Below are 21,778 nucleotides of genomic sequence, written 5' to 3' on the forward strand. Positions count from 1 at the left end.
AATTCCTCAAAAACGCTCTTCGCTCTCCGCACCTTCGACACCACGGAAGCCGCGGCACAGCAGGTATTGCTCGCGTGACCGGTCTCGCGAAGAGTCTGGTTTGCGCGTCTGTACCTTGTCGAACAATTTGCGAATGTTCTTGTGGTACTCGTCAAAACCTTCGCCCTGGAAGACTTTCACCAGGAAATCACCACCGGGACGCAAAACCCGACCCGCCAGATCCAGTGCCAACTCGCACAGGAACATGGCTCGCGGCATATCAACGGCCGGTAATCCACTCATATTGGGGGCCATGTCGGAAATCACAAGGTCTACCTGCGAATTTCCCACAGCCTCAAGGATCTCGGCCAACACCGTGTCCTGGGTGAAGTCGCCGTGTACAAAGGTCACATCCGGGATGCTGTCCATCTCAAGGATGTCTGAAGCGATCAATCGTCCTTGCCCACCAATCAGACGACTGGTCACTTGGGACCAGCCACCAGGGGCTGCGCCAAGGTCGATAACGCTCATGCCTGGACGAATCAATTTATCCTTGTCCTGGATCTCCAGCAGTTTGTAGCTGGCCCGGGAACGGTAGCCGTCCTTTTGCGCCTTTTTGACGTAAGGATCGTTGAAATGTTCTTGTAGCCACTTAAGGCTGGTTTTGGAACGGGCCACGGGCCACCTCGAAAATAAAACGGGTCGTGATTAACTGGGCGGTCCCGGACTCGCTCGGGTAAACTGGCCGCCGCTTTTTACAAGATCAGACGCAGGGGTCAGATTATGCCGCTCACTCAAGAGCAGAAGAAACAGTACAAATCCATTGGCCACCATCTGAAACCAGTTCTGATTGTGGCAGACAACGGGTTGACTGAAGGTGTGTTAGCCGAACTGGAACGCGCATTGGGCGATCATGAACTGATCAAGATCAAGGTCAACATCCTTGACCGCGAAGCGCGTTTGGCCGCCATTGCAGAACTGTGCAAGGTCGGCAAAGCGGACCTGGTACAGGTCATCGGCAAGATGGCACTGCTGTATCGCAAGAACTTCAGCGTCAACAAGCAGCTGTCGAACGTACACCGCTTCAAGTAATACAAGGGTCACGGGCGTGCTTCGCGCGCCCCGCCGCTCCATCCCGGTGCCGGCTGTATAACCAGCACCAGGCCGGAGAACCCTAGCACAAGATAGCTGAATAGCTGCCAGCGCAACGCTTGCGGCAGCCACACATGCACCACGCAAAACATTGCGCACGCATACAGCGCCATCAACAGCAGTTGGCCGCGAATATCCCGCCACAAGCTCCTCAAACCCTCGGTCTTGACCAGCACCAATGCCTGGAGCGTCACGCACGCCGCTGAAAAACCCACCAGCAGCGCACTCAGCATTCCGTTGAGCTCATCGATCAGCAGCGGTGCCAGGCCAATCAGGCCCAACACCGGCAGCACACCGATGTGCAACAACCATAGGCCACCCACCCAAAGCATCTGGGCGAGCTGCCAAAGCATGGCGCCCGCACGAAGCGGGCGCCGCCTTTCAGACGTGACGAACTTCAACAATCTCGTACTCGGTAACGCCACCTGGCGTCTTAACGGTCACCACATCACCCTCTTCCTTCGCAATCAAGGCGCGGGCCAGTGGCGAACCGACGGAGATCTTGCCGAGCTTGAAGTCAGCCTCGTCCTCACCGACGATGTGGTAAACCACGCTTTCGTCCGTTTCGACGTTGGCGATTTCCACGGTGGTGCCGAAAATCACCTTGCCGGTTTTAGGAATGGTCGTTACGTCGATCACCACCGAGTTCTGCAGGCGGCCTTCGATATCACGGATCCGCGCCTCAACCATACCCTGCTGCTCTCGAGCAGCGTGGTATTCGGCGTTTTCCTTCAAGTCACCCAGCTCGCGGGCCGTACCGATGTCCTGGCTCAGCTTCGGGCGGACGACCTTGGTCAGATGGGCGTGCTCCTCTTCCAGGGCCTTGAAGCCCTGGACGGTCATTGGGTATTTGGTCATGCCTTCAATCCTGCGTGTAGATCCTGCAAGCGACGCACGGTCTTTTCCGGACCGAACTTGAGCGCTTCGCAGATGGCTTCGCCAGCAGCAATGGTGGTGGTGCAGTAGATCTTGTGCTGCAAGGCATTACGACGAATGGAGTAGGAGTCCGCGATCGACTGGCGACCTTCGGTGGTGTTGATGATCAGCGTGACTTCGTCATTCTTGATCATGTCGACCACGTGCGGACGGCCTTCCGTCACCTTGTTCACGCGACGTACTTTCAGGCCGGCAGCTTCGATCAGCTTGGCGGTCCCGGCAGTTGCCACGACTTCAAAGCCCAAGTTGATCAGATCACGGGCCACGCCTGCAACCAGTGGTTTGTCATCATCACGCACGCTGATAAACGCAGTACCGCCGGTCGGCAGCACTTCGCTGGCGCCCATCTGGGCCTTGGCGAATGCTTCACCGAAAGTGTCACCCACACCCATCACTTCACCGGTGGACTTCATCTCTGGGCCCAGGATCGGGTCCACACCAGGGAATTTGGCGAATGGGAACACCGCCTCTTTCACGCTGTAGAAGTTAGGAATGATTTCCTTGGTGAAGCCGATTTCCTTCAGGGTCTTACCCGCCATCACGCGGGCAGCGATCATGGCCAGGGACACACCGATGCACTTGGAAACAAATGGCACAGTACGCGAAGCACGCGGGTTCACTTCGATGACGTAGATGTCTTCGCCTTGCAGCGCCAACTGAACGTTCATCAGGCCGACCACGCCCAGTTCCAGGGCCATTTTCTTGACCTGTTCGCGCATCTCGTCCTGGATGTGCGCTGGCAGCGAGTACGGCGGCAGCGAGCAAGCGGAGTCACCGGAGTGAACGCCAGCCTGTTCGATGTGCTGCATGATCGCGCCGATGACTACGTCGGTACCGTCGCACACCGCATCCACGTCCATTTCGATGGCGCAGTTGAGGAAGTGGTCCAGCAGCACCGGGCTGTCGTTCGACACTTTCACCGCATCACGCAGGTAGCGCTTGAGTTCTTCTTCTTCGTAGACGATTTCCATCGCCCGGCCGCCCAATACGTAGGACGGACGCACCACCAGCGGGTAGCCAATCTTGCTGGCGGCGCGGATGGCTTCGTCTTCGCTGCGCACGGTGGCGTTTGGCGGCTGACGCAGGTTCAGGCGCTCGACCATTTGCTGGAAGCGCTCACGGTCTTCGGCACGGTCGATGGCGTCAGGGCTGGTGCCGATGATCGGCACGCCGGCCGCTTCCAGGGCACGCGCCAGCTTCAGCGGGGTTTGGCCGCCGTACTGCACGATCACGCCTTTCGGCTTCTCGACGCGGCAGATTTCCAGCACGTCTTCCAGGGTTACCGGCTCAAAGTACAGACGGTCGGAAGTGTCGTAGTCAGTCGAAACAGTTTCCGGGTTGCAGTTGACCATGATGGTCTCGTACCCGTCTTCGCGCAGCGCGAGGGCGGCGTGTACGCAGCAGTAGTCGAACTCGATACCCTGGCCAATACGGTTCGGACCGCCGCCCAGGATAATGATCTTGTCGCGGCCCGACGGCGCGGCCTCGCACTCTTCCTCGTAAGTGGAGTACAGGTACGCGGTGTCGGTGGCGAACTCGGCCGCGCAGGTATCAACGCGCTTGTAGACCGGGAAGATTTCCAGCTTGTGGCGGTGGGTGCGCAGGTTCTTCTCGGTCACACCCAGCAGCTTGGCCAGACGCTGATCGGAGAAACCTTTGCGCTTGAGGCGGAACATCAGGTCGCGGTCGATAGAGGACAGACCGAGGGTCTTGACCTTCTCTTCTTCCTTGATCAGATCTTCGATCTGCACCAGGAACCACGGATCGATCATGTTCATACCGAAGATCTGTTCGACGGTCATACCCGCGCGGAAAGCATCGGCCACGTACCAGATACGCTCGGCGCCCGGCACGGTCAGCTCGCGCTTGAGCACGCTCATGCTTTCCGGGTTGCTCAGGTCGAGCTTTTCATCCAGGCCGCAAACACCCACTTCCAGGCCGCGCAGGGCTTTCTGCAGGGATTCCTGGAAGGTCCGGCCGATGGCCATTACTTCGCCAACCGACTTCATCTGAGTGGTCAGGCGTGCGTCGGCCTTGGCGAACTTCTCGAAGGCAAAGCGCGGCAGCTTGGTCACGACGTAGTCGATGGACGGCTCGAAAGACGCCGGCGTAGCGCCGCCCGTGATTTCGTTTTGCAGCTCGTCCAGGGTGTAACCGATCGCCAACTTGGCGGCGATGCGCGCAATCGGGAAGCCGGTCGCTTTCGAAGCCAGTGCCGAAGAACGCGACACACGCGGGTTCATCTCGATGACGACCATGCGGCCAGTGTCCGGGCAGATGCCGAACTGAACGTTGGAACCGCCGGTTTCTACGCCGATCTCACGCAGTACCGCCAACGAGGCGTTACGCATGATCTGGTATTCCTTGTCCGTCAGGGTCTGCGCCGGAGCAACGGTGATCGAGTCGCCGGTGTGCACGCCCATCGGGTCGAAGTTTTCGATGGAGCAGACGATGATGCAGTTGTCCTTTTTGTCGCGGACAACCTCCATCTCGTACTCTTTCCAGCCGATCAGGGATTCGTCGATCAGCAGCTCTTTGGTCGGCGACAGGTCCAGGCCACGGGCGCAGATTTCTTCGAACTCTTCACGGTTGTAAGCAATACCGCCACCGGTGCCGCCCATGGTGAAGGACGGACGAATGATGCACGGGAAGCCCAGCTTTTCGAGAACCGCGTTGGCCTCTTCCATGCTGTGGGCAATACCGGAGCGCGGGCAGTCAAGGCCGATGGACTTCATGGCCTTGTCGAAACGCGAACGGTCTTCAGCCTTGTCGATGGTGTCGGCGTTGGCGCCAATCATCTCTACGCCGAACTTCTCCAGAACGCCTTCGCGCTCCAGGTCCAGAGCGCAGTTGAGTGCGGTCTGGCCACCCATGGTCGGCAGCAGCGCGTCGGGACGCTCTTTCTCGATGATCTTGGCAACGGTCTGCCACTTGATCGGTTCGATGTAAGTGGCGTCGGCCATGTCCGGGTCGGTCATGATGGTGGCCGGGTTGGAGTTCACCAGGATGACGCGGTAACCCTCTTCGCGCAGGGCCTTACAAGCCTGGGCGCCGGAGTAGTCGAATTCGCAAGCCTGGCCGATCACGATCGGGCCAGCGCCGAGAATCAGGATGCTTTTTATGTCTGTACGTTTTGGCATGGGTTTGTCACTCAAATCCGCAGGTCAGTCGGCAAGCCGTCTTGAACAATCGTTGAAGAGCCTGCGGGGGCCACCGAGGTTCGGGGCCGCCCGCAGGCCTCTCAGTCAGCGTCGCTTGGCCATCTCATTGATGAAACGGTCGAACAGCGGCGCTACGTCGTTCGGGCCAGGGCTGGCTTCAGGGTGGCCCTGGAAGCTGAACGCGCTCTTGTCGGTGCGCTCGATGCCTTGCAAGGAGCCGTCGAACAGCGACTTGTGAATGGCGCGAACGTTGCTCGGCAAGGTTGCTTCATCCACCGCAAAACCGTGGTTCTGGCTGGTGATCATCACAACGCCGGTGTCCAGGTCTTGTACCGGGTGGTTGGCACCGTGGTGGCCGTGGCCCATTTTCAGGGTCTTGGCGCCGGACGCCAGGGCCAGTAGTTGGTGACCGAGGCAGATGCCGAATACCGGAATCTCGGTTTCCAGCACGTCCTTGATTGCCTGGATGGCGTAGTCGCATGGCTCAGGGTCACCCGGGCCGTTGGAGAGGAACACGCCGTCCGGTTGCAGGGCCAGCACATCGCTCGCAGGCGTTTGCGCCGGCACCACGGTCACGCGGCAGCCGCGCTCAACCAGCATGCGCAGGATGTTGTACTTCACGCCGTAGTCGTAGGCCACAACATGGTATGGCAGCTCGCTGGCGTCGATGGTCGCGTGACTGTCGGTCTTCAAATCCCAGACAGTGGAGCGCCACTCGTACTTCTCTTTGACGCTGACAACTTTCGCCAGGTCCATGCCCTTCAGGCCAGGGAAGCCTTGGGCAGCGGCAATCGCCGCCTCTTCGGAGATATTGTCACCGACCATGATGCAGCCGTTCTGCGAGCCTTTTTCACGCAGGATGCGTGTAAGGCGACGCGTATCGATACCGGCGATCGCCACAACATTGTTGGCTTTCAGGTAATCGGACAGCGACATCGTGTTACGCCAGTTGCTCGCAACCAGTGGCAGATCACGAATGACCAGACCGGCCGACCAGACACGATCAGACTCAACGTCTTCCGGTGTAGTACCGGTGTTGCCGATGTGCGGATAGGTCAGGGTAACGATTTGCTGGGCGTAGGAAGGATCGGTAAGGATTTCCTGATAGCCGGTCATGGCAGTGTTAAACACTACCTCTCCAACGGTTTGACCGTCGGCTCCAATGGCTTCGCCGCGAAAAATGCTGCCATCAGCAAGGGCGAGTATGGCTGGCTTAGTCAAGAAGACCTCCCGTAAATAAAGCCTGAAAGGGCGATCGCAGGTTGTAAAAAAGCGGAGTGACGTATGGACACGTCACCCCGCTTCTTCACTGAATTATTCTGCGCGCTTTTAGTGGACACACTAAAGCTGTAGCTTACAGAAAAAGGCTTTTTTGGTCCACCGCTAATGAGCCTTAAAGGCAGGGGAATGCGACAGGACGTCGCCTAGCGGGTAAAAACGGGGCCTAAGCATAAGCTTGAGGCCCGGTTTTGGCTACTCTTAGTGCAGATCCAGCACGTCGCGCATGTCATACAGACCAGGCTCACGACTTTCCAGCCAGAGCGCCGCACGCACCGCACCCTTGGCAAATGTCATGCGGCTGGAGGCTTTGTGCGTGATCTCCAGGCGCTCGCCTTCACTGGCAAACAGCACGGTGTGATCACCCACCACATCACCACCGCGCACAGTGGCAAAGCCGATGGTGTCATGGGCACGCGCACCGGTATGGCCTTCACGCCCGTAAACAGCGACTTTAGACAGGTCGCGCCCCAGGGCATCGGCAATCGCCTCACCCATGCGCAGTGCAGTACCCGACGGCGCATCGATCTTGTGGCGATGGTGGGTCTCGATGATCTCGATATCCGCCTCATCACCCAACACGCGCGCGGCCAGGTCCAGCAACTTGAGCGACAAGTTCACGCCGACGCTGAAGTTGGCGGCGAAGACGATCGGAATATCCTTGCCCGCCTCCACCAGCAACTGCTTCTGCTCTGCATTCAAGCCTGTGGTGCCGATGACCATGGCCTTGCCAGCCTTGCGGCAGAACGCCAGGTTTTTCAGCATCACTTCCGGCAAGGTGAAGTCGATCAGCACATCAAACTCGTCAGCCACCTGCTCCAGGTTGCCCGACAACGAAACGCCGATGCGACCCAGCGAAGCCAGCTCACCGGCGTCCGCACCGATCAGCGTGCTGCCAGGGCGAACAATCGCCGCCGTCAGCCCGGAGGCCGGCGAGCGCTGCTGCACCGCCTCGACCAAGGTCTTGCCCATGCGCCCAGCAGCGCCCATTACGGCTATACGTCGCATATTCACGTCCTTACAAGTCGCCGAAGAAGCGCTTAACGCCATCGAAGAAGCCGGTGGTTTTCGGCGAATGGGAGTCATCGCCTTCCAACGAGCTGCGGAACTCTTCAAGCAGTTCGCGTTGACGGCGACCCAGATTGACCGGCGTTTCCACCGCCACACGGCACATCAAGTCGCCAGCACCGCCACCGCGCACCGGCGCAACGCCTTTGCCACGGATACGGAACTGCTTGCCGGTCTGGGTGCCTTCCGGGATCTTGAGCTTGACCCGACCATCAAGGGTCGGAATTTCCAGCTCGCCGCCCAATGCCGCGTCGACAAAGCTGATCGGCACCTCGCAGAACAGGTGCTTGCCATCACGCTGGAAGATCGAGTGCTCACGCACATTGATCACCACGTACAGGTCGCCCGTCGGGCCACCTTGAGTGCCCGCCTCGCCTTCGCCAGACAGGCGAATACGGTCACCGGTATCAACACCCGCCGGCACTTTCACCGAAAGGGTCTTGTACTCTTCGACACGACCTTCGCCGTGGCAGGAGTCGCACGGATCGGAAATGATCTTGCCCTGGCCATGGCAGCGCGGGCAGGTCTGCTGCACCGAGAAGAAGCCCTGCTGCATGCGCACCTGGCCAATACCGCCACAGGTCGGACAGGTAATCGGCGAGGACCCCTTCTTGGCCCCCGAACCGTCGCACGGCTTGCAATTGACCAGCGTCGGTACACGGATATTGACCGTGGTACCGCGCACAGCCTCTTCCAGGTTCAGCTCCAGCGTGTAACGCAAGTCACTGCCACGCTGGGCACCGCCGCGCTGACCGCCACGGCCGCCACCAAAGAAGTCGCTGAACACGTCGCCGAAAATATCGGAGAAGTTCTGACCACCAAAACCGGCACCGCCGCCACCCATGCTCGGGTCGACACCGGCATGGCCATACTGGTCGTAGGCCGCGCGTTTACTGGAATCAGACAAGCATTCGTAGGCCTCATTGGCCTCTTTGAACATCTCTTCGGATTCTTTGCTATCCGGATTACGGTCCGGGTGGTGCTTCATCGCCAGGCGACGGTAAGCCTTTTTCAGGTCCGCCTCGCTGGAGCCGCGCTCCACACCCAACACTTCGTAATAGTCACGCTTTGCCATAAGTCTTTGCACTCTTAAGGACGTTCAGCCCGGCCCTCCTGAGCCTTGCCGAACTCGTTGAGCCCCAATACAGGCCCGGACCCAACTCACGTCAATTCAACGATCCTGGTCATAACTACTTTTTAGCCAGGGACCCGGCCAAAAATGCGGTATTTACTGCTCGGAAAGCAGGAGCATTCCCGATCACACCGCCAGCACCCGAACCTTGTCGCATGCTGTAAAAATTCACATACCCCAGACACGCCAACGCGGGAGCAAGCTCCCGCGCGGCGACATCCTACCAGTCACCGCTTGATAGCGGTCAACCGGGCAACCAACTTACTTCTGCTCTTTGACTTCTTCGAACTCGGCATCGACAACATCATCGTGCTTGGCTTCAGGCTCTGCGTGCTGTGCAGCGCCTTCTGCCGGCTGGCCTTGCTCGGCGTACATTTTCTGGGCAACCGGTGCGGAGACTTTCGACAGCTCCTCAACCTTGGCTTCGATGGCAGCCTTGTCGTCGCCTTTAATGGCGGTTTCCAGGGCAACCACAGCTGCTTCGATCGTGGTCTTCTCTTCGGCGGTCACTTTGTCGCCTGCTTCGGAGACCATTTTACGCGTCGAGTGAACCAGGGCATCGCCTTGGTTACGTGCACCGGCCAGCTCAGCAAACTTGGCATCCGCATCAGCGTTGGCTTCAGCATCACGAATCATCTGTTGAATTTCTTCATCAGACAGACCGGAGTTGGCCTTGATGGTGATCTTCTGCTCTTTGCCGGTCGCCTTGTCTTTGGCACCTACGTGCAGGATACCGTTGGCATCGATGTCGAAGGTCACTTCAATTTGCGGCACGCCACGTGGTGCTGGTGGAATCTCAGCCAGGTCGAACTTGCCCAGGGACTTGTTCTGAGCGGCTTGCTTACGCTCACCTTGCAGCACGTGAATGGTCACAGCGCCCTGGTTGTCGTCGGCAGTCGAGAACACTTGCGATTTCTTGGTAGGAATCGTGGTGTTTTTCTCGATCAGCGCGGTCATCACGCCACCCATGGTTTCGATACCCAGGGTCAGCGGGCTGACGTCCAACAGCAGAACGTCTTTCACGTCGCCGGCCAATACCGCACCCTGGATCGCAGCACCCATGGCAACCGCTTCGTCCGGGTTCACGTCTTTACGTGCTTCTTTACCGAAGAACTCGGTGACCAGCTTCTGAACCAGTGGCATACGGGTCTGACCGCCAACCAGGATCACGTCGTTGATCGAGCCAACATCGATACCGGAGTCTTTCAGCGCAATGCGGCAAGGCTCGATGGTGCGTTGTACCAGGTCTTCAACCAGCGCTTCGAGCTTGGAACGCGAGATTTTCACGTTCAAGTGCTTAGGACCAGTGGCGTCTGCAGTGATGTAAGGCAGGTTCACGTCGGTCGACTGAGCCGAAGACAGCTCGATCTTGGCTTTTTCAGCGGCTTCTTTCAGGCGCTGCATCGCCAGCGGGTCACCCTTAAGGTTCATGCCGCTTTCTTTCTTGAATTCGTCAACGAGGTAGTCGATCAGACGAATGTCAAAGTCTTCACCACCCAGGAAGGTGTCGCCGTTGGTGGCCAACACTTCGAACTGGTGCTCGCCATCAACTTCAGCAATCTCGATGACGGAGACGTCGAAAGTACCACCACCCAGGTCATAAACGATCACGGTGTGGTCGCCCTTGGCCTTGTCCATACCGTAGGCCAGAGCGGCTGCGGTGGGTTCGTTGATGATACGTTTTACGTCCAGGCCAGCGATGCGGCCGGCGTCTTTGGTCGCCTGACGCTGGCTGTCGTTGAAGTAGGCCGGAACGGTGATCACCGCTTCAGTCACGGCTTCACCGAGGTAGTCTTCGGCGGTTTTCTTCATCTTTTTCAAGATTTCAGCCGAGATTTGCGGCGGCGACATTTTCTGGCCGTTTACTTCAACCCAGGCGTCACCGTTGTCAGCCTTGGCGATTTTGTAAGGGACCATCTTGATGTCTTTCTGTACGACTTCTTCGTCGAACTTACGACCGATCAGACGCTTAACCGCGTACAGGGTGTTGTGCGGGTTGGTCACAGCCTGACGCTTGGCCGACTGACCGACGAGGATTTCACCGTCGTTGGCGTAAGCAATGATCGACGGCGTGGTACGCGCGCCTTCGGCGTTTTCGATAACTTTAGCAACGCCGTTTTCCAGCACGGAGACGCAGGAGTTGGTAGTCCCCAGGTCGATACCGATAATTTTGCCCATGATTTACTCTCCCGAAACTTTAATTAGGTTGCCGCAGCAGTGGTGGCTAACTGCGGTAGCACTTAAACGCTTGACTTATAGATGGGGCCGTTACGACTGATTTCAAGCCTGCTCATCAATAGAAGGTGCAACAGGTGCAGGAGCCTTGCTCACCACTACCATCGCCGGGCGCAGCAAGCGACCGTTGAGCTGATAACCCTTCTGGAACACTTTCAGTACACTGTTAGGCTCCAGGTCATGGCTTTCCTGCATGGCCATGGCTTGGTGATGCTCAGCATTGAACGGCTCACCGCCTTGCGGATCGATGGCTTCCAACTGATAACGCTTCAGGGTGTCCTGGAACATTTTCAGGGTCAGCTCGATCCCTTCGCGCATCGGACGGATGTTTTCGTCATCCGGGTTGGACAACTCAAGGCCACGCTCCAGGCTGTCGATAATCGGCAGCAGGTCGTTGGCGAATTTTTCCAGCGCGAATTTGTGAGCTTTCTCGACATCCTGCTCGGCACGGCGGCGGACGTTCTGCAGATCGGCGGCAACACGCAAAGATTGATCCTGCGCAGCGGCCAATTGCTCTTCGAGCACTTGCACACGAGTTGCCAGTTCATCACCGGCAGCCGAATTGGCGTCTGGAGTTTGCGTATCCTGCGTCTGTTCGTCAGCCATAGATTTCTCCTTTCAAAATCATGCGCGAACTCAACTCGCGCTTCTGTTCCGGTATATGGGGCCACAATTTTCAGGTTCAAGGGCGCAGGCGTTACCAAAAGTCTTTCGCTTGCTCTGGATCAATTCCGGCAGCGTCATTGCGCTTTGCGCTAAAAAATCCGCGCACTCAAGCAAATTGAGCTAAGCACCAGGATTGCCAGCCCTGAATAAAACACTGTATAAATAACCAGACCTAAAGCCTGGGAGCGGCCGTCATGCTGGTGCACCTGTCCGTACATAACTACGCCATCGTCGAACACCTGGATCTCGAACTGGATCGCGGGATGAGCGTAATCACAGGCGAAACCGGCGCCGGCAAATCGATCATGCTCGACGCCCTGGGCCTGACCCTGGGCGACCGCGCCGACAGTGGCGTGGTACGCCCCGGCGCAGACAAGGCCGACATTCTGGCCACGTTCGACCTGGCCGATATTCCCGAAGCCGAGGCCTGGCTGGCCGAGCGCGACCTTAATAATGAAGGCCCGTGCATCCTGCGCCGCGTCATTACGGCGGAAGGTCGTTCACGCGGCTACATCAATGGCACGCCCTGCCCGCTTGGCGATTTAAAGGCACTGGGCGAGTTGCTGATCGATATCCACAGCCAGCACGAACACCAATCCTTGCTCAAAACCGACACTCATCGCCGCCTGCTCGACGAATACGCCGGCGCCACAGACCTGGCGCGCCAGGTGCAGCTTGCCGCCCAGCGCTGGAGGCAAACCCGCCAGGAATTGGAGCGACTCTCCAATTCCGGCGACGAACAACGCGCTCGCCATCAACTGCTCAGCTATCAGCTTGAAGAGCTGGAGAGCCTGGGCCTTGGCGAAACCGAGCTGGAGCAACTGGAGCAGGAACACAAGAACCTGACCAACGCCGAAACCCTGCTGGGTATCTGCCGCCAAGTGGTGGAGCAATGCAGCGAAAGTGATTCGGGCAATGTACTCAATGCACTGACCGCCAGCCTCAATCGCCTATCGAGCGTGAACAGCGGGTCGGGCTCCTTGAGCGAGGCCACCACCCTGCTGACCAGTGCGCAGATCCAGGTAGAAGAAGCCGTTGGGGAACTGAATCGCTTCCTGGACCACTTCGACGCCGACCCCGCGCGCCTGCAAGAAATCGAAGAGCGTCTGGACACTATCTATACCCTGGCGCGCAAACACCGTATCCAGCCAACCGAAGTGGCGACGATGCAGCAAAAGCTGCTGGATGAGATCGAAACCCTCAACGCCAATGATGAATCCATTGAAAGGCTGGGCGATGAACTCGCCTCCTTCGCCCGCCATTACCAGGAAAAGGCCCGCGAGCTCAGCGACCTGCGCCAGCAAGCCGCTACCAGCCTGGCCAGTGCCGTGGAGCAGGAAATTCAACGCCTGGGCATGCCTGGCGGGCGCTTCACCATTGAGCTGCACGCCAACACCAGCAACGAGCTGCAACCCCATGGCCTGGAACAGGTGGAGCTGCTGGTGAGCGCCAACCCTGGCCAGCCGCTCAAGGCACTGGCGAAAGTGGCGTCCGGCGGTGAGCTGTCGCGGATCAGCCTGGCGATTCAGGTCATTACCGCCCAGACCTCGCGGGTACCCACGCTGGTATTCGACGAAGTGGACGTGGGGATTGGCGGGCCGACGGCGGAGATTGTCGGCCAACTGCTGCGCCGCCTTGGGGAGCGTGGCCAGGTGCTCACCGTGACTCACTTGCCGCAAGTGGCCGCCCAAGGGCATCAGCATTTATTTGTACACAAAGTGCGCGGCAGCGATGCGACGCATACGGCCGTGTCCAAGCTGAACAAATCGGAGCGGGTAGAAGAAGTGGCGCGGATGTTGGGCGGCATCGACCTGACGAAAGAGTCCCTGGCCCACGCGAAGAAGATGGTAGTGGCAGCCAAGGCTTGAACCGAGCTTTTTTCGCTCTATTTTCTCTCTTATAGAAAGCACGAAGGCGACCCTAGGGTCGCCTTCTATCGTTTCACAGAGCAAATCTGTGTCGATTTTTACTTTTTCTTACGGATGTACAGGACCAGATTATGGTCCACCAAATCGAATCCATGCTGCTCAGCGATCTGGTGCTGGAGCTTCTCGATTTCCGGGCTGGTGAACTCGATAACCTCATTGGTATCCAGGTCAACCATGTGATCGTGATGACCACCGTCAGCCAATTCGAACACTGCATGACCGCCGTCGAAATTATGACGAACCACCAGCCCTGCGGCTTCAAACTGGGTCAGCACACGGTAAACCGTGGCTAGGCCAACGTCCTCGTTAGACTCCATCAGCGCCTTGTAAACATCCTCGGCACTCATGTGGCGCTGCTCAGCAGAATCGAGCATTTGTAGAATCTTGACTCGTGGCAGAGTCACTTTAAGACCGGCTTTGCGTAGTTCGCTATTTTCAACCATGGTTAGCTTTCTCGCGGATGCTGCTTCGCAGCTTCTCTTAATACGGGTATGATCGGCGTTTACGTTGTCCCAGCCAAGATAGTGGAAGTCGCCCACCGATGCAAAACACCAAGCTCTTGCTAACCAGTTTCACCCTTGTGGGACTGCTCGCACTCGCCGGTTGTTCATTCCCCGGGGTTTACAAAATCGACATCCAGCAGGGCAATGTCGTCACGCAGGACATGATAGACCAGTTACGCCCGGGAATGACCCGACGGCAAGTACGGTTTATTATGGGCAACCCCCTGCTGACCGACACTTTTCATGCCGATCGCTGGGATTATCTCTACAGCATCCAGCCAGGTGGCGGTGAGCGCCAGCAGGAGCGCGTCAGTGTCATCTTCAATGGCAATGACCAGCTTGTGAGCCTGTCCGGTGACTTCATGCCCGGCGTAAGCCGTGATGAAGCCTTGCTCGGCAAGGACAACGGCACCAATGTGACTGCGCCAGCGCAGGAAGCAGAGAAGCCTAAGTCCGAAGTACCGGCCAAGCCTGGCTCCTTGCTGGATCAGATCCAGAAGGACGTCGACGGCGTGCAGACCGTTCCTGTCCCGACGCCACAGCCTCTGGACACCAGCCCGCAGTAATTTTGCGGCGCTCGATAAAAAGCCCGGCATGCCGGGCTTTTTGTTGCCTGCCGATTGGCAGCCTTATGGGTTCTGCTGCCGCGCCAAGGCCGCCTTGGCCGCACGCAGCCTGCGCACTTCCTTGGGGTCTGCCAGCAAGGGCCGATAAATCTCAATTCGATCACCTGGCTGCGCAACACGCACGTGCGCATCGGTGACCACTCTGCCAAATATGCCCAGTTGGCAATCCGCCAATATCAAGTCTGGAAATTGCTCAGCAATCCCCGACGCCAGCACCGCGGCCCTCAGGCTGGTGCCCGCAGGCACCGTCACCGCCAGCAAGACCTGGCGATCCTCAGCGGCGTACACCACTTCAATCTCAACCATGCAGTTGTTTGGCCCGCTGACAGAATGCATCCACCAGGGTGTTGGCCGCCTGGTTGAACAAAGGCCCCAAGGTCGCCCGCACAATCGGGCCGGCGTAATCAAAGGACAGGTCCAGGCTGATCTTGCAGGCCTTGTCGGTCAGCGCCTTGAATACCCATACCCCATGCAACTGGGTGAACGGCCCTTCCTGCAGGTTCATCTCAATGGATTTGCCCGGCACCAGCACATTGCGCGTAACAAAATGCTGGCTAAGCCCACCCTTGGCTACCCCGACACTGGCGACCATATGCTCATCACTGCTTTCCAGCACTTCGGCGGTTGAGCACCAAGGCAGGAATTCCGGGTAACGCGCTACGTCATTGACCAGGTCATAGAGCGCCTGAGCCGGATAAGGCAATAAAGCCGAACGTTGAATATGCGTCGTCATGTGAGCGTTACTTCCACTGCTTGAGGCAAATATCGCGAAAGAACAGCCCGATCCGCGAGAGAAAAAAACCAGAGAACTGCCGGTATTGTCCGGGATTCGTCCAACACGCTCAAGCACGCAGGTTGACCGTAGCCGATACGCTCGCAACTCCCTATAATGCCGCCCCTATGGCTAAACAAAAGAAACACCCCACAGGGACCATCGCGCAAAATAAAAAGGCGCGACACGATTACTTCATCGAACATCGGTTCGAGGCTGGTCTGGTCCTGGCCGGCTGGGAAGTAAAAAGTCTGCGCGCCAGCAAGCTGCAACTGGTCGACAGCTACGTATTGCTCAAAGATGGCGAGGCATGGCTGCTGGGCAGTCATATCACCCCGCTGACCACCGCGAGCACCCACGTGATTGCCGACCCGGTGCGCACGCGCAAGCTGTTGCTCAACGCCCGCGAACTGGAAAAGCTCGCTGCCGCCGTACAGCAGAAAGGCTATGCCTGTATCTGCCTGTCCTGGTACTGGAGCAAGCACCTGGTCAAGTGCGAGATCGCGCTGGGCAAGGGCAAGAAGGAATACGACAAGCGCGATACCGAGCGTGAGCGCGACTCCAACCGTGAGTTGCATCGCGCCGTGCGCAACAAGGGCAAGGAAGAGTAATCCTTGTGACGGTGTAGCCCACGCGGGCTACATCCCTTTACGTCGCTCCGCCCGGGCCACGCGCTGAACTTCCTGACGCACCTCCTCCAACACTTCCTGCACATAGAGCAGGTGACGTGTTGAGACTTCCCGTGCCTGCTCGGCGCGCCCTTCGATAATCGCCAAATACAAATCCCGATGCTGACTGATGAGCATGTCGCGGGTTTCTGTACGCTGCTGGTACATGCCGCCGATATTGGTCACCACGTTACGCTTGAGCAAATCGAACAGCCCACGAATGGTGTGCAGCAACACGGCGTTATGGCTGGCCTCAGCGATTGCCAGGTGAAAGCGCGCATCCGCTGCGCCCTCTTCCAGCCGGCTAACTTCATCGGCGCGGGTGTAGCAATCCTGCAGCGCCTCAAACGCTGCGGTCAGCCGCTCGCGGTCGACCTCAGTAGCACGCAATGCGGCGTAGTAAGCACAGGACGCTTCCAGGGTCTGACGAAACTCCAGCAAATCCCGCTGAGCCTCCGGGTTATTTTCCAGCAGGTGCAGCAACGGATCACTGAAGGTCGAGCCCAGAGAATCCGCCACATAGTTACCGCCGCCCTGGCGGCTGACCAACAACCCCTTGGCCGCGAGCTTCTGGATCGCCTCCCGCAGCGAAGGGCGCGACACGCCAAACTGTTCAGCCAAAGCGCGCTCGGCCGGCAAGCGTTCGCCCGACTTGAGCGTGCCCTCGAGGATCATGCCCTCAAGCTGCTCGACAATATCGTCAGACAAACGGCGCTGACGCACCTGATCAAACCCCATAACTCACTCTCCACAAACCCGACCACTCGCCAGGCCCTCTATTCTCGCCTATCGCCGCGCTTGCGGCACCTATCAGAACGCCTTCGATTGACCCAACCAGAACACCTCACCTACACCGCTACGACCAAAGTTTCGTGGGCGGCAAATTGACACACCCCTGCCAAGGCTTTTACTCTAGCCAACAGCGACTGTAAATTGGTATTACCAATTATCCAAGCTTACCAAACAACAACAATCAGGGGCCACCCCATTATGCAAACCTGGCAACAGCTCTACAGCCCACTCGGCAGCCTTGGCCTGTCCGCACTGGCCGCCGTTATCCCGATCGTATTTTTCTTCCTGGCACTGGCCGTGTTCCGCCTAAAAGGCCACGTGGCAGGCAGCATCACCCTGGCGCTGTCGATCCTGGTGGCGATTTTCGCGTTCCAGATGCCGGTAGACATGGCGCTGGCCGCCGCCGGTTACGGGTTTGCCTATGGCCTGTGGCCCATCGCCTGGATCATCGTCGCTGCCGTATTCCTCTACAAACTGACGGTCAAGAGCGGGCAGTTTGAAATCATCCGCAGCTCGGTCCTGTCGATTACCGATGACCAGCGCTTGCAGGTGCTGTTGATTGGCTTCTGCTTTGGCGCCTTCCTTGAAGGCGCAGCCGGTTTTGGGGCCCCTGTGGCAATTACTGCCGCACTGCTGGTGGGCCTGGGTTTCAACCCGCTGTACGCCGCCGGCCTGTGCCTGATCGCCAACACCGCGCCTGTAGCGTTCGGCGCGCTGGGCATCCCGATCATCGTCGCCGGGCAAGTCACCGGTATCGATTCGTTCAAGATCGGCGCCATGGCCGGCCGCCAGTTACCGCTGCTGTCGCTGTTCGTGCCGTTCTGGCTGGTGTTCATGATGGACGGCCTGCGCGGCGTTCGCGAAACCTGGCCAGCCGCACTGGTAGCGGGCCTGAGCTTTGCCGTCACCCAATACTTCACCTCCAACTTCATTGGCCCGGAACTGCCGGACATCACCTCGGCCCTGGCCAGCCTGGTAGCGCTGACGCTGTTCCTGAAAGTCTGGCAGCCCAAACGCAGCGCCGGCGCACAGATTGCCGGCGCCACCTCCGCCGCAGCGGTCACCGCCAGCGCAGGTGGCTTCGGTCAACCACGCCAAACCGTCGCCTCGCCTTACAGCCTGGGGCAGATTTTCAAAGCCTGGTCGCCGTTCCTGATCCTCACCGTGCTGGTCACTATCTGGACGCTCAAGCCGTTCAAAGCGATGTTCGCCGCCGGCGGTTCGATGTACAGCTGGGTGTTCAACTTCGCGATCCCGCACCTGGATCAACTGGTGATCAAGGTCGCCCCGATCGTCACCAACCCCACGGCGATTCCGGCCGTGTTCAAGCTGGACCCAATTTCAGCCACCGGCACCGCGATTTTCTTCTCTGCACTGATTTCGATGCTGGTGTTGAAAATCAACCTCAAGACTGGTCTTACCACTTTAAAAGAGACCTTCTACGAACTGCGCTGGCCGATCCTGTCCATTGGCATGGTGTTGGCGTTTGCCTTCGTCACCAACTACTCCGGCATGTCCTCGACCATGGCCCTGGTATTGGCCGGCACCGGCGCTGCCTTCCCGTTCTTCTCGCCGTTCCTCGGTTGGCTGGGGGTTTTCCTGACAGGCTCCGACACTTCGTCCAACGCCCTGTTCAGCTCGCTGCAAGCCACCACGGCGCATCAGATCGGCGTCAACGACACCTTGCTGGTAGCAGCCAATACCAGCGGCGGTGTGACCGGCAAGATGATCTCGCCACAATCAATCGCGGTGGCCTGCGCCGCCACCGGCCTGGTGGGCAAAGAGTCCGACCTGTTCCGCTTTACCCTCAAGCACAGCCTGTTTTTTGCCACCATCGTCGGGCTGATCACGCTGGCGCAGGCCTACTGGTTCACCGGTATGCTGGTGCACTAAAACCTGCGCGTAACAGGGTAAGAATCGACGCCGGACAACGATGCCGGCGTCAGCTATTTCTGGAGGACCGATGAGCCTGCCTGCTGCTTTCCTGAGCGACGTCGCACAACTGATCCCGAAAGATCGTCGCTTCGACGACCCTCTTTCCACCCTCGCCTTCGGCACTGACGCCAGCTTTTACCGACTGATCCCACAGCTGGTGGTTCGCGTGGAGTCAGAAGACGAAGTCGTGGCGCTGCTGCACCTGGCCCAGCGCGACCGCGTACCCGTGACCTTCCGCGCAGCCGGCACCAGCTTGTCCGGTCAGGCCAACAGCGACTCGGTGCTGATCGTGCTGGGCGACAATTGGAATGGCCGCGAAATTCGTGGCCAAGGCACGCAGATCCGCCTGCAACCCGGCGTGATCGGCGCCCAGGCCAATGCGTGGCTGGCGCCGTTCGGGCGCAAGATCGGCCCCGACCCGGCCTCGATCAACGCCTGCAAGATCGGCGGCATCGTCGCCAACAATGCCAGCGGCATGTGCTGTGGCACCGCGCAAAACACGTATCACACCCTGGCCGGCATCCGCCTGGTACTGGCTGATGGCAGCCGCCTGGATACCGAGGACGCGGCCAGTGTCAGCGCCTTTCGCCAACAGCATGGCGAGCTGCTGGAGCGGCTGGCCACGCTGGGCCGGGAGACGCGGGCAAATGCCGAACTGGCTGCAAAAATCCGCCACAAATACCGTCTGAAAAACACCACCGGCCTGTCACTCAACGCCTTGGTGGATTTCGATGAACCTCTGGATATCCTCAGCCACCTACTGGTGGGTTCCGAAGGCACCCTCGGTTTTATCAGCGCAGTGACCTACGACACGGTGATCGACCACCCGAACAAGGCCTCGGCGCTGATTGTGTTCCCGGACGTGGAAACCTGCTGCAATGCCGTGACGGTGCTCAAAACCCAACCCGTCTCCGCCGTTGAGTTGCTGGACCGGCGCAGCATGCGCTCGGTGCAGGACAAACCCGGCATGCCGGCTTTCGTACAGCAGCTATCGGAAAACGCCTGCGCGCTGCTGATCGAATCCCGTGCCGCATCACCTTCATTACTCCAGGAACAACTGGCGCTGATCATGGCGTCCCTGGCCGCCTTCCCGGTAGAAAAACAGGTCGACTTCACCCAAGACCCGCTGGAAAACGCCCGCCTGTGGGCCATCCGCAAAGACACGTTCCCGGCCGTCGGCGCCGTGCGTAAAACCGGCACCACGGTGATCATCGAAGACGTGACCTTCCCGGTCGAGCAACTGGCCATCGGCGTAAACCGCTTGATCGAGCTGTTCGACAAACATCACTACGACGAAGCAATCCTTTTCGGACACGCCCTGGAAGGCAATCTGCATTTCGTGTTCACCCAAGGCTTCAACAGCAGTGAAGAAGTCGCACGCTACCAGGCGTTCATGGACGATGTGGCGCAGTTGGTAGCCGTGGAGTTCGGAGGTTCGCTGAAAGCCGAACACGGCACCGGCCGTAATATGGCGCCCTTCGTCGAGCTGGAATGGGGCAGCGATGCCTACCAGTTGATGTGGCAGCTTAAACGCCTGCTCGACCCCAACGGCATCCTTAACCCCGACGTGGTGCTGAGCGAAGACCCGCAAATCCACCTTAAGCACCTTAAACCGCTGCCTGCGGCCGACGAGCTTGTGGATAAGTGCATCGAGTGTGGTTTTTGTGAGCCAGTGTGTCCCTCCAAAGGCCTGACGCTCAGCCCGCGCCAGCGCATCGTGATCTGGCGCGATATCCAGGCAAAGAGACGCGCAGGCGTCGACACCACCGAACTGGAAGCGGCCTACCATTACCAAGGCATCGACACCTGCGCCGCCACCGGGTTGTGTGCGCAACGCTGCCCGGTCGGCATCAATACCGGCGACCTGGTGAAAAAGCTGCGTGCTCGCGACGCCGACCGTACGAAAACCGCCGACTGGCTGGCCAGCCATTTCGCCACGGCCATGCAAGGTGCGCGCTTTACCCTGCATGTCGCCAATGGCGCGCGCATGCTGCTGGGCGCGCCTCGCCTGGCGAAGCTCTCGGCAAAAATCACACAGCTGTCCAAGGGGCAGATCCCGCAGTGGAGCAATGCCATGCCACAGCCGGAAAAAGCCATCCGCTTCAGCCCGGCAGTTGAAGACGAGCGCCCGCGCGTGGTTTACCTGGCCGCCTGCGTCTCACGCGCCATGGGCCCATCAGCCGACGATAAAGAGCAGATGTCGCTGTACGACAAAACCCGCGGCCTGCTGGAAAAAGCCGGTTACCAAGTCGTGTTTCCCGACAACCAGGACAGCCTGTGCTGCGGCCAGCCGTTTGCTTCCAAAGGTTACGCCGACCAAGCCGAGCACAAGCGCCAGGAGCTGATCGGCGCCCTGCTCCACGCCAGCCGTGGCGGCCTCGACCCGATCTACTGCGACACCAGCCCCTGCACCCTGCGGCTGGTGCAAGACCTCGGCGAAACCCGCCTGGACCTCTACGACCCGGTGCGTTTTATCCGCACCCACCTGATGGACCGCCTCGACTTCACGCCACAGCAAGCCCCCATCGCCGTGCATGTCACCTGCAGCACCCAGCACCTGGGCGAAAGCCAGGCCTTGATCGACCTTGCGCGGCGCTGCGCCACCACCGTGGTGATCCCGGAAGGCATTCACTGCTGTGGCTTCGCTGGCGACAAAGGCTTCACCACCCCGGAACTCAACGCCCACTCACTGCGCTCGCTCAAGGACGCGGTGCAACATTGCAGCGAAGGCATTTCCACCAGCCGCACCTGCGAGATCGGCCTGAGCCAGCATGGCGGTATCGATTACCACGGCCTGGTCTACCTCGTAGACCGCGTCACCCAGGCCCGCGCCCATGAAACCTGCAAATAAAACAGAACCCCTGCGTGCCGGCGCAGTCACTTGAATAGGCCTCGGCGAACGAGGCTCATCCGTGACCTCGCTGGCTGCCCCGCCTCGGCGCAGCAT

19 protein-coding genes are annotated in these 21,778 nt (G+C 59.0%); 6 read left to right on the top strand and 13 right to left on the bottom strand.

Features of this window, described 5'->3' with window-relative positions; all coding sequences use genetic code 11:
- Nucleotides 1–6: 6 nt before the first annotated feature.
- Complete coding sequence (rlmE, locus tag HU759_RS25945; protein ID WP_017139255.1) at nt 7–657, bottom strand: 23S rRNA (uridine(2552)-2'-O)-methyltransferase RlmE; 651 nt, start codon at nt 655–657, stop codon at nt 7–9.
- Between the two features lie 105 nt (nt 658–762).
- On the opposite strand from rlmE, the gene HU759_RS25950 reads away from it, so the two are divergent.
- On the top strand, nt 763–1,071 hold the full coding sequence (locus HU759_RS25950; protein ID WP_017139256.1) for a YhbY family RNA-binding protein: 309 nt from the start codon (nt 763–765) through the stop codon (nt 1,069–1,071).
- Between the two features lie 8 nt (nt 1,072–1,079).
- Here the strand turns inward: HU759_RS25950 and HU759_RS25955 are convergent, their stop codons facing one another.
- From HU759_RS25955 to grpE, 8 genes are all read right to left on the bottom strand, one after another.
- A complete protein-coding gene (locus HU759_RS25955) occupies nt 1,080–1,484 on the bottom strand; it encodes a hypothetical protein (RefSeq protein WP_026013857.1) in 405 nt (134 codons plus the stop codon).
- A gap of 28 nt (nt 1,485–1,512) precedes the next feature.
- Complete coding sequence (gene greA, locus HU759_RS25960) at nt 1,513–1,989, bottom strand: transcription elongation factor GreA (protein ID WP_017139258.1); 477 nt, start codon at nt 1,987–1,989, stop codon at nt 1,513–1,515.
- The gene (gene carB / locus HU759_RS25965; protein ID WP_017139259.1) at nt 1,986–5,207 is read right to left on the bottom strand and encodes a carbamoyl-phosphate synthase large subunit; all 3,222 of its coding nucleotides are present in this window, start codon (nt 5,205–5,207) and stop codon (nt 1,986–1,988) included. The genes greA and carB overlap by 4 nt, the downstream gene beginning before the upstream one ends.
- 105 nt (nt 5,208–5,312) lie before the next feature.
- Nucleotides 5,313–6,449, bottom strand: a complete 1,137-nt coding sequence (gene carA / locus HU759_RS25970) for a glutamine-hydrolyzing carbamoyl-phosphate synthase small subunit (protein ID WP_017139260.1) — start codon at nt 6,447–6,449, stop codon at nt 5,313–5,315.
- A gap of 258 nt (nt 6,450–6,707) precedes the next feature.
- A complete protein-coding gene (gene dapB, locus HU759_RS25975; protein WP_186617068.1) occupies nt 6,708–7,514 on the bottom strand; it encodes a 4-hydroxy-tetrahydrodipicolinate reductase in 807 nt (268 codons plus the stop codon).
- A 10-nt stretch (nt 7,515–7,524) separates the two neighbouring features.
- A complete protein-coding gene (gene dnaJ / locus HU759_RS25980; protein ID WP_017139262.1) occupies nt 7,525–8,649 on the bottom strand; it encodes a molecular chaperone DnaJ in 1,125 nt (374 codons plus the stop codon).
- A gap of 318 nt (nt 8,650–8,967) precedes the next feature.
- Nucleotides 8,968–10,884 (bottom strand): molecular chaperone DnaK, encoded by a 1,917-nt coding sequence (gene dnaK / locus HU759_RS25985; RefSeq protein ID WP_186617070.1) that lies wholly within the window; start codon nt 10,882–10,884, stop codon nt 8,968–8,970.
- Nucleotides 10,885–10,986: 102 nt separating this feature from the next.
- Nucleotides 10,987–11,547, bottom strand: coding sequence for a nucleotide exchange factor GrpE (gene grpE, locus HU759_RS25990; protein ID WP_017139264.1), 561 nt, complete (start codon nt 11,545–11,547; stop codon nt 10,987–10,989).
- 254 nt (nt 11,548–11,801) lie between these two features.
- Between grpE and recN the strand changes: the two genes are divergently transcribed.
- Nucleotides 11,802–13,475: a DNA repair protein RecN gene (gene recN / locus HU759_RS25995; RefSeq protein WP_017139265.1), complete on the top strand. Its 1,674-nt coding sequence runs from the start codon at nt 11,802–11,804 to the stop codon at nt 13,473–13,475.
- A 98-nt stretch (nt 13,476–13,573) separates the two neighbouring features.
- Here recN and fur read toward each other — a convergent pair whose 3' ends face one another.
- Nucleotides 13,574–13,978: a ferric iron uptake transcriptional regulator gene (fur, locus tag HU759_RS26000; protein WP_017139266.1), complete on the bottom strand. Its 405-nt coding sequence runs from the start codon at nt 13,976–13,978 to the stop codon at nt 13,574–13,576.
- 98 nt (nt 13,979–14,076) lie between these two features.
- On the opposite strand from fur, the gene HU759_RS26005 reads away from it, so the two are divergent.
- A complete protein-coding gene (locus HU759_RS26005) occupies nt 14,077–14,604 on the top strand; it encodes an outer membrane protein assembly factor BamE (protein ID WP_017139267.1) in 528 nt (175 codons plus the stop codon).
- A 63-nt stretch (nt 14,605–14,667) separates the two neighbouring features.
- On the opposite strand, the gene HU759_RS26010 is transcribed toward HU759_RS26005, so the two are convergent.
- Both HU759_RS26010 and HU759_RS26015 read right to left on the bottom strand, forming a co-directional pair.
- Nucleotides 14,668–14,970, bottom strand: a complete 303-nt coding sequence (locus HU759_RS26010) for an RnfH family protein (protein ID WP_186617072.1) — start codon at nt 14,968–14,970, stop codon at nt 14,668–14,670.
- Nucleotides 14,963–15,397 (bottom strand): type II toxin-antitoxin system RatA family toxin, encoded by a 435-nt coding sequence (locus tag HU759_RS26015; RefSeq protein WP_005791512.1) that lies wholly within the window; start codon nt 15,395–15,397, stop codon nt 14,963–14,965. Before HU759_RS26015 ends, HU759_RS26010 begins: the two co-directional genes overlap by 8 nt.
- A 167-nt stretch (nt 15,398–15,564) precedes the next feature.
- Between HU759_RS26015 and smpB the strand changes: the two genes are divergently transcribed.
- Nucleotides 15,565–16,047, top strand: a complete 483-nt coding sequence (smpB, locus tag HU759_RS26020) for an SsrA-binding protein SmpB (RefSeq protein WP_003176160.1) — start codon at nt 15,565–15,567, stop codon at nt 16,045–16,047.
- Between the two features lie 27 nt (nt 16,048–16,074).
- Here smpB and HU759_RS26025 read toward each other — a convergent pair whose 3' ends face one another.
- Entirely contained in the window at nt 16,075–16,842 is a 768-nt protein-coding gene (locus tag HU759_RS26025; protein WP_017139269.1) for a GntR family transcriptional regulator, read from the bottom strand.
- A 252-nt stretch (nt 16,843–17,094) separates the two neighbouring features.
- Here HU759_RS26025 and HU759_RS26030 point away from each other — a divergent pair, with 252 nt between their 5' ends.
- Both HU759_RS26030 and HU759_RS26035 read left to right on the top strand, forming a co-directional pair.
- Complete coding sequence (locus HU759_RS26030) at nt 17,095–18,789, top strand: lactate permease LctP family transporter (RefSeq protein WP_017139270.1); 1,695 nt, start codon at nt 17,095–17,097, stop codon at nt 18,787–18,789.
- A gap of 70 nt (nt 18,790–18,859) precedes the next feature.
- Entirely contained in the window at nt 18,860–21,682 is a 2,823-nt protein-coding gene (locus HU759_RS26035; RefSeq protein WP_186617073.1) for an FAD-binding and (Fe-S)-binding domain-containing protein, read from the top strand.
- The last annotated feature ends 96 nt before the right edge of the window (nt 21,683–21,778 follow it).

This window comes from Pseudomonas sp. OE 28.3 (genome assembly GCF_014268205.2).
In the GTDB taxonomy this organism is placed as follows: domain Bacteria; phylum Pseudomonadota; class Gammaproteobacteria; order Pseudomonadales; family Pseudomonadaceae; genus Aquipseudomonas; species Aquipseudomonas edaphica.